Annotated in this window: 4 protein-coding genes; 1 reads left to right on the forward strand and 3 read right to left on the reverse strand. The window is 44.8% G+C overall.

Going from position 1 to position 9,638, the window contains the following annotated elements; all coding sequences use genetic code 11:
• Window positions 1–234: 234 nt before the first annotated feature.
• A complete protein-coding gene (locus Q0081_RS08290) occupies window positions 235–3,843 on the reverse strand; it encodes a VCBS repeat-containing protein (RefSeq protein WP_298351332.1) in 3,609 nt (1,202 codons plus the stop codon).
• Between the two features lie 94 nt (window positions 3,844–3,937).
• Between Q0081_RS08290 and Q0081_RS08295 the strand changes: the two genes are divergently transcribed.
• Entirely contained in the window at window positions 3,938–4,519 is a 582-nt protein-coding gene (locus tag Q0081_RS08295) for a Uma2 family endonuclease (protein ID WP_298351336.1), read from the forward strand.
• Window positions 4,520–4,601: 82 nt separating this feature from the next.
• On the opposite strand, the gene Q0081_RS08300 is transcribed toward Q0081_RS08295, so the two are convergent.
• Window positions 4,602–6,320 carry a RagB/SusD family nutrient uptake outer membrane protein gene (locus tag Q0081_RS08300; RefSeq protein ID WP_298351338.1) on the reverse strand — a complete coding sequence of 573 codons (1,719 nt, stop codon included), beginning with the start codon at window positions 6,318–6,320 and terminating at the stop codon, window positions 4,602–4,604.
• Between the two features lie 27 nt (window positions 6,321–6,347).
• Window positions 6,348–9,584 (reverse strand): TonB-dependent receptor, encoded by a 3,237-nt coding sequence (locus tag Q0081_RS08305; RefSeq protein WP_298351342.1) that lies wholly within the window; start codon window positions 9,582–9,584, stop codon window positions 6,348–6,350.
• Window positions 9,585–9,638 lie beyond the last annotated feature (54 nt).

Here is a 9,638-nt window from a genome sequence, read left to right on the forward strand (position 1 = left end):
AGGTAAAGGTAAAACAAGGAACGACAATATTTTTACTTAGTATATTATAAAAAAGTTAAGAAATGAGAAAAGCCTGTTCATCTTAAAGTTTTCGGCATACATCGCTAAAATTTCCTCATTCAACCTAAAAGAAGGTTTTGAATGCATTTCAAACCTTTGCATACTGTTTTCGGACTCATCTTTACATAAAAAGCCGCAACAATATTGCTGCGGCTTTTTATGTAAATTGTCAGATTAATTTATTTGCCGCTTCTTTCCTTGAAAATCTATGATTTCTATGGTCTTTTCTGACCCTGTTAAAGCCATTTTACGAGACGACTGAGAAAAAAATGACGCTCCGTAGTAGAGTTCTTTTCGATACGTTTTACCGTCTTTGGTTTGAACGAGGGCGTAGGCGTCATTGGGCTGCAATAAAATCCATTTTAAAGGGGCGGAGGCTTGGCCGAATACTTTCAGCGGTCCTCGGTTTTGGGTAGCTATCAAGATTCGGCGGCCGGCAGTATTGGTGAGTTGAGCTAACCCTTTGGCATTGGCGGGTACATAAAAACCCGTTACTGCTTGAGTGAGGGGAGCAAAGTTCCCTTTTCCGTCTCCCTTCAAAAGCAGACCATTGGAAGCATCGTAACGTCCTGAACTGGTTTCATTTCCAAAATCATTGGCTACCAGAATCACATCCAGATTGCCGTCTTTGTCAAAATCCTCTACGACCATCCCGTTGATAGGGGAGAACTGAGCGAGGGTAGGTAGCGGTTTGGTTTTGAAAGTGCCGTTTCCTGTGTTTTCAATGTAGACCGAGGTGCAATAGTTAATATCTACCTGAATGGCTTTCTTGCGTTCCGCTTCCGTCAATAGATTATCGTATGTAGCATTGGCAAAATCTCCGTAGGTTTGAAAACGTGCCCGCATTTGAATGAACTGTTTTATTAAATCTTCACGCCCGTGAAAAGGCACGCAAATGGGCTTGTTTTCGGTGTTTGTAAAATAAATGAACGGAATGGCGTCATACATACCATCTTGGTTAAAATCTCCCGCCACCATACTGATGGGATGAGTATCAGACGCTTTGGTGAGGGCATTTAATCCCAAGTTGCCCGCGATGTAATCAATATCCCCGTCGTGGTCAAAATCGGCTCCCACTAAACTGTTCCAAAATCCTTTTTTACTGTCAAGTTCGGAGTGCTGAATGTCGAATTTGCCCTTTTGATTTTTCAGTAATGTCAGAGGCATCCATTCGCCTGCAATGAGCAAATCCATCCAACCGTCGTTGTCATAATCAGTCCACAGGGCGTCGCAGGCAAGTCCTAAATTTTGAAGACTGGGAGCAATTTGGGCTGTAACGTCGGTAAATTTAGGAGTGAGGAGTGAGGAGTGATGACTTCTGACTTCTGACTTCTGACTTCTGACTTCTGGCTCCTGACTCCTGAATGAATCGTTTCTCAAAATAAAACTGCTCACAGCTTTAGGGTATTGGTCGGGTTCAACACGACCTGCAATAAACAAATCTAAATCGCCGTCGCGGTCATAATCGGCAGCGCGGACGCACGATTTGCTGGTGAGAATGGGAGGCAAAGCAGTAGTACTAAGCGTAAAGTTTCCTTTACCGTCGTTGATATACAAACGGTCTTGAAATCCCGGGTCGTTGGCCCGCAATTCATTGCCGCCGCTTGCAATGTACAGATCATTGTCACCGTCGCCATCGGCGTCAAACAGGAGCGTTCCCATGTCTTCCGACGTCTTCTCTGGTCCTTCGATGCCCGGCAAGAGGTCACTTAAAGTAAATGTTCCCGAAGGGTTTTGCAAAAAGAAACGTCCTTTGTGTTGACGTGAGCCACTCACAAAAAAATCATCCAATCCGTCGCCATTTATATCCCCGGCTGCAATAGATGGCGGGTATTGCGAAAGCTTATGAGGAAGCAGTTTTTGAACGTTAAAATCAATGTATTCGGGTTCTTCGTGCGTCCAATGGATGTTGAGCGAGTCGTTTAAGTCATTAAAAAAGTAGTCTGATTTGGGCAATACAGGGATGAAAGCTTGGTTGGCATTGGCCTCTGCTACGTGAATAACTTGGTCGGCTTTGAGGTTTTTCAGCGTTTGCTGTTTGCCGTTAGGCCATACCACTACTGCTGAATCAAGCTGAGTAGTTTCTCCCAATCCAAAATGGGCGATGGGTTCCACCGTAGAAAGATAGCCGCGATAAGGTGAGTGTTCGTAAACCTGCGTTAGCCCTTTGCCGTAATACAACTCCATTCTTGCTCCAAATCCCTGCGGGTTTTTAGTGCCGCCTTTAAATGAAACCCGTAAATAGTGTGCTTTTTCGGAGTTGGATTCTATTAGGTTGTTACGATATACAAAAGCCGAATCGTTGATATTATTGGTAATCATATCCAAATCCCCATCGCGGTCGAGGTCGGCATACGCAGCACCGTTGGAGAAGGAAGGTTCATTGAGTCCCCACTTTTCGGAAACATCTCCAAAGGTTAAATCTCCATTGTTCTTAAAAGCAAAATTGGAAATTTTGACCACGGGAATTTCGCCGATTAAAAAATCTTTGGAGGCAACGGAACTGCTTTGGGCGCGGAATTGGGCAAAGTCGCGATCGGTGACGTCGCGGGGAAAACCATTGGTTACGATGAGGTCACGGTAACCATCGTGGTCAAAGTCAGCGAGCATAGGCGTCCAACTCCAGTCGGTTTGTGCGACGTTGGCTAATAAACTGATTTCTGCAAAGGCTGGGTCATTAGAGTTGGGCTTATTGCCCATATTAAGTTGTAAAGTATTTCGGACGTACTGGTGCGTAAAGCCAAAAAGGTCGTTGTTGAGGTAGGTTTGGTAGCTGTTGGGACCCATCAGTCGTTTTTTGCGTATATTATCCTTGGGCAGCATATCCACGGCTACGATGTCCATGAGTCCGTCGTTGTTGATGTCGGCTACGTCGTTGCCCATCGCCGAGTTGCTCGTATGTTTGAAATAATCGGCGGCTTTGTCCGTAAAAGTTCCGTCCTGATTATTGATATACAGTAAGTCGTCCGACAAATAATCGTTGGTCACATAGATATCTTTAAAACCGTCCTGATTGAAATCACAAATGTTCAGCCCCAAGCCATAGCCTTCGATTTGGATGCCGGCTTGTTTGGACACGTTGGTATAAACGGGATGGCTGAGGCTGTCGGTCCAGTCGCAGCGGTAGAGGCGATCAGTAGTAGGAGAGGAGCCGTCGCGGCGTTTGTCGTGGTATTGATTGGGATTATTCTCAATGGTGTTGGTCAATACGTATAAATCTAAATCACCGTCGTTGTCATAATCAAAAAAAGCGGCGTTCATCGAATGTCCCCGGTCGGCAATGCCGTACTCTTCGGCCATTTCTTTGAAGGCCGGTATTCCGTCTTTGTCATTTCCCTGATTGACATACAGCAAATTAGCACGCTGGGCTTCCGAGCCTTTGGTGGTGGCAGTTAGATAAATATCCATGCGCCCATCGGCATTGATGTCTACTAAACTAACGCCCGAACACCAGCGGGTTAAGTTGGAGATACCCGCTTTTGTGCTGATATTCTCAAAGTGCATCTCACCGCGATTGAGATAAAGACGGCTATCGGCCTGATTGCCCGAAAACACTACATCGGGCAAACTATCACCGTTCATATCTGCGATACCTACGCCGCCGCCATTATAGACGTATTCAAAATCAAGGATATTGAGTGTATCATTTTCTGTGATTCGGTTGGAGAAATCAATTCCTGTTTCACTCACCTCAAGTTTTGAAAACAAAGGTTTGTCTTGGCAGGAAGTAAAAAAGAAAAGGATAAAGGATAAATGGAAAATGATAAATAGGTTTTTTTTCATCCTGATTGATAGATTACAGTCTTTTCGTAAGTTTTGTGGTTTTGGAAATAAACGCCTAATTTAGCTTTCAAATTTATGATATTCCCCTCAAATAATGACTGCTACGCTTTTAAAACCCCGTATAAAAATTGTCAAGCAGGGAAAGCAATACACCTACGATGACTTGGTGCGCCTCACTCCGCCCGACAATGGTAACTACGAACTACGCGACGGAAAAATTATTTTTATGCCTTCACCACTTGTACCTCATCAAATAGCAAGTAGCAATCTTCATATTGAATTAGGTGCTTTTGCTAAAAAGGACAAATTAGGTAGAATATTGGCTGCCCCGATGGATGTACGTTTTACAGAAACTGACATTGTACAGCCTGATTTGATGTTTATTGCCAACGATCGCCTCGGTATTATTCAAAAGATTGTGGAAGGCGCGCCAGATTTGGTCATAGAAATCAAATCGGAAAGCAATACGCCAAAGGAACTTGGCTATAAGAAATTTTTGTACGAAACAGGCGGCGTAAGGGAATACTGGTTGGTGGACGTGGAGGCTAAAACGGTAAAGCAGTATCTGCTGTTAAACGAAGAATTTCATCTGCAACACCAACTTTCCTCTTCTGATACGCTTCATTCGGCGGTCATGGAGGGTTTTGAACTGCTGACAGCAACTATTTTTGAGTGAAATATACCTCAGTAAGACAAACAAAAGCGGCAAGCCTTTCGACTTGCCGCTTTTGTTAAAATAAATAAGAATTGATAGGTGACTAATAGCCTGGATTCTGCTTAATTCCCTGATTACCGTCAGAAGTTTTACTTTGATTAATCACATATTCCGGAATGGGAAGATACTCATCTTTGCCTTTGGTAAAACGAGCCCCCGCCAAGTGGGTTCTAATTTTACCTTCTTTGGCAAAAAAAGCATTTTTAACCTGATCGGCAATACCCCAACGAACCAAGTCGTAGAAACGGTGTCCTTCCATACCTAACTCCAGATAACGTTCAAAGCGAACAGCCGTACGTGCTGCAGCCTTGTCAGTCCACTTAGCAGTGTAGGGATTAACGGTGTAGTCGGCAGCGGGTTTGCCGCCATCCATCACATACGCACTGCCTTTGGCACGATTGCGAACCATGTTGACATATTCCTGCGCTTTATCTAAGCTTCCTACTTCTACCTCACATTCGGCAGCCATAAGCAATACATCCGCGAAGCGAATGATCAACTGATTTTTACCTAACTGCCCTTGTCCCCAGCCACCTGATACGAAGTATTTATCTAATTCGCCTTTGGTTTGAATGTTTTTAATAGGCATATACGGACCTCCATTGGCTAAGTTACGAATCCAAGAACCTTTAGCAACGCCCCAATCCAGAAAAGGAATACCCACACGTCCCACTGTCCAGTCCAAGCGCGGATCAAAACGTCCTTTATCTGGAAAAGCGGTAGGGGAATTTTCGTGGTTTTTTACGTCGATGTCGTTGTATGTAGCAATTAAAGGCAATCCAGCAGCGTCTGTTTTAAAGGCATTCACCAATGACTGCGCCGGCTGGTAAAATCCGCAGCATCCCGTGGGGCCGTCATTGTGAGGATTGGTAAGTTCGGCATCTTTGTTGCTGTTGGCTCCGCCTGTACCGTCACCTGTGGTATATTGAATTCCGAAAACTGCTTCCTGCTCGTTTTCAAAGTCACCTTGGAAGACTTGGTTGAAATTTTTCAGCAACCCGTATTTTTGGCCTTTACTGTTTTTTCCGTTGGCAATAATTTGGTCAAACAAGGTTTTGGCTTCGGCATATTTTCCCTGATACAAATAGGCTTTGGCCAGAAAAGCCCCCGCCGCCCACTTGTTTACCCGTCCGATTTGGGCTTGAGTTTCAGGCAGGTTATCAAAAGCAAACTTAAACTCGGCTTCAATCTGAGGATAAATATTTTTATCGTTAGTTAATGCTTTAAAATCAGCAGTAGTGATCGCTTTTTCATCTACCCAAGGCACGTTGTTGAAGTTGCGTTTTGCCTCAAAATGATGATAGGCGCGAATAAACTTCGTTTCGGCCTCAATGCGCTTTTTATCTGTGTCCGAAATGTCCTTTGCCTGAGCCAAGAGATTCAGCGTATTATTTGCCATGCCAATTCCATCGTAGCAGGCACGCCATTTATCATTGATGGAGCTATTGCTGGGTAATACCTCAAAACGTTCAATTGGGTTAAGTTGTCCCTGGTCAGAGGCTTCGGTGCCTTTATAGGCATCGTCGGAGCGAACTCCGCCCCATACCCAATTCATGGCGCTGGTGTACCAACCCGCTACGTTGCTGCCAGTCAGGGTTCGATAGGTTGAAATTAAAGCCCCGTTTACGCCTGCTGAGTTAGAAAGCGAAGTTTCGGCAATGGCTCCAAGGGGCGGCCTTTCCAGAAAGGATTCTTTGCAAGAATAAAGTACCAAAGAGGCTACACTTGCAGTAGTGAATATAATTTTTAGTGTATTTTTCATTGTTTGAAATTTTTAGTTGACTGGTGATTAAAAACCAAAATTAAAACCGAAAATAAATACTGAAGGCGCAGGTGTACGGAACTGATCTACGCCCATTGACAACTCGCCGCCCAGAATACTGATGTCAGGGTCAGGACCACTGTATTTGGTGATTGTGAACAGGTTTTGGCCCTGTACATAGACACGAGCGCGGCGAACTCCAATTTTTTTGGTGGCAACACTTGGAATATTATAGCCCAACTGCAACTGACGAAGGCGGAGATAGGAGCCGGGCTCTACGTAATAATCAGTAGAAAGTTGACCTGAAACCGCATCGTTGGCGTTGATAATCGGCAATTTACCTCCTGTATTTTGAGGTGACCAAGAATCAGTTAATACACGGCTGCTTACACCGCCCACAAATCCTCTCAAATCAGTAAACCACTTAGTATAGTTGTAAATTTTGTTTCCGTAGTTCCAGTAAAGGAAGGCATTGAAATCGAAATTTTTGTATTTCAACACAATGTCGGATCCCATTTGGAATTTAGGAATTGGACTGCCGATGTAGGTACGGTCAGAGTTGTTGATGATACCGTCGCCGTTTACGTCGCGCAATTTCCACACGCCCACTTTGTTGTAAGTACCAAACTTAGGATGTCCGTCCACTTCTGATTGGGTTTGGAAAAGACCATCAATTTTAAATCCGTAGAAAGTAGAAAGTGCCTGGCCTGCCTCGGTGCGTTGTACGCCTCCCAAACGACCTGCTCCTACTTCAAAAAAGGCACTTCCTTCGGCATCCAATTTTTTAGCAACGTTATTAAAACTTGTGAAGGTGAGTGCCACATCATATTCTAAATCACGACTCACGCGGCCACGGGTGGAGATAGATCCGTCAATGCCTTTGTTGACCATTGTTCCAACGTTGATTTGGGGTTGGCCTACGTTCATTTCAAGACCGTTTCGCTGGCGACCTACCAGCAAGTCTTTGGTTGTATTGTTGAAGTATTCAATGTTAAAATTTAATTTCCCTCCCCAAAGACTCCCGTCCAAGCCTACGTTAATCATTTCGGCGGTTTCCCAACGCGTGCCAGGGTTTCCTACCACAGAAGGCCGATAGCCAATCACGGGTGCAGTATTACTTCCGTTGATATCGTAAGCAGTACCGGTAAGGCTTGCTCCGAAGAAAGAGTAAGCATTGGTAGAACCTACGTTGCGTTGGCTACCCATTTGCCCCCATCCAGCCCGAAGTTTCAAATCACTGATGGCCGAGAAGTTTTTGATGAAAGGCTCTTCCGACATACGCCAAGCTAAACCAACTGCGGGGAAAATAGCTTTACGGTTTTCAGGGCCGAATACCGACGACGCATCCTGACGCAACGTAAAGCTCAACATGTATTTATCATTGTACTGATATTCCGCTTTTCCAAAAATGGAGTACAACGTACGCGGAGTAGAAGGAGCACCGCTATTTTGGGGTAGGTTTTTACCCGTATTTAATGAACGGAAAGCAGGATCGCTAAAGTCGTAGTCATTACGAGAAGCACTGATACTACGGAATTGTTCAAAAATAGACTCTGTGGCGGCAAAAAGCTTAATGTTGTGCTTATTGGCTAAAGTTGTATTGTATTGTACACTGTTGGTCCAAGTCCAAGAACCTCCGCGGAAGAAATATTCACTAAAAGCATTGTTTTTCTGTTTCTCCGCCCGTTCATACGTAATATAAGTGAAGTTGAACCCGTTGCCGATGCGTTGGTCAATCCCGAAAGAACTGGAAAAAGTAAGTCCTTTATATAAATCAATTTGGGCATAAATATTCCCTAAAAGATTGAAGCCATTATATCCATTGTCTTTACCTCTGACCATCCCCGCGATGGGATTGGTTCCGTTACCTGATTCTCCAATCCCGCTGCCGCTGAAGTTTCCGCGAACGTCATAAACAGGTTGATAAGGCATCATACGATAAGCCTGCGCCCAGGGTGAGCCTTCGCCTGAGAAATCCAAACCTCCGCCTAAATCAAACGGGTTGCCGTTTGAACCTTTCTGGTCAGTGAATGTAAGCTGGAAGTTTTCACCTATTCTCAACCATTTTACGGGATTAAACCGGGTATTGGCGCGGAAAGTATAACGGTTTAAGTCGGTGTATTGGAATATACCTTTTTGACCAAAATAGTTAAGTCCTAAGGCATAACTTCCTTTTTCGTTACCGCCCGTGGCAGTAATTTGGTGACTTTGCACGGGAGCCGTCTGCGTTACTTCGCGGTGCCAATCGGTTCCCGGGCTGGTATCATATACCTGATAGGGATCATACGAATCAGGGTTGAGGTCAGGGAATACGCGGTATTGGCTGATGTCAGGTCCTCTGTAACCTTGGGCGTTTACGTTCATTGACGTAAATAATTGCGCCGGAATAACGGGCGATGCGCCACTACCGAAAATAGCACTTCGGTTAGGAATGCCTGCTCCGCTAAATGAACGCCACAGAAAATCAGCGTATTGGGCCGTATTAAGCATTTTTGGGTAACTGCGCTCCGGGGTTTTTTGAATTCCATAATACCCGTCATAGGAAATCTCCGCTTTGGTTCCTCCCTGACGAGTCGTAACAACGATTACACCGTTGGCCGCGCGTGAACCGTAGATAGAGGCAGACACGGGGTCTTTCAATACTTGTACCGATTCCACATCCTGCGGGTTGAGGGCATTGGCGTTGTCAGTAGGTACACCATCAATCACATAGAGCGGGTCATTATTTCCAAAAGAAACAAAACCTCTGATTCTAATTTTAGAAGCCGCGCCCGGTGCACCCGTTCCACTAACGGTCACCCCAGCAGCCCGTCCCTGTAACATGGAACTCAAGTTAGCTGAAGGTTGGGCTACCATGGTTTTGGTATTTACCACCGACACCGAACCTACAATGTCCTTTTTCCTTTCAGAAGTGTAGCCCGTAACTACTACCTCGTTTAGCAGGTTTAAGTCCGGTATAATAACCACATCAATGGTACTCCGGCTTCCAACAGCTATTTCTTGCGCCACATACCCTACAAATGAAAATACCAGTGTGCCGTTATTAGGCACATTAATGGAGTAGGAACCGTTGTTGTCGGTAGAAACTCCGATGTTGCTACCTTTGACGAGTATCGTCACTCCAGGCATGGACGAACTCGTTTCGCCGTCGGTAACTTTTCCCGTTACTTTCCGGTCTTGGGCGTGTGCAGGATCAGGAGCAAGGAGTAACAGAAACGTCCAAGCTACTGCGCACATTAGCAGTGAATAAAACTTTGGTTTCATAATTAAAAAACTGATAGGTTAAAAAGTGAATAAAAAAACTAAAAAAAATACAAA

Source organism: Runella sp. (assembly GCF_027484545.1).
In the GTDB taxonomy this organism is placed as follows: domain Bacteria; phylum Bacteroidota; class Bacteroidia; order Cytophagales; family Spirosomataceae; genus Runella.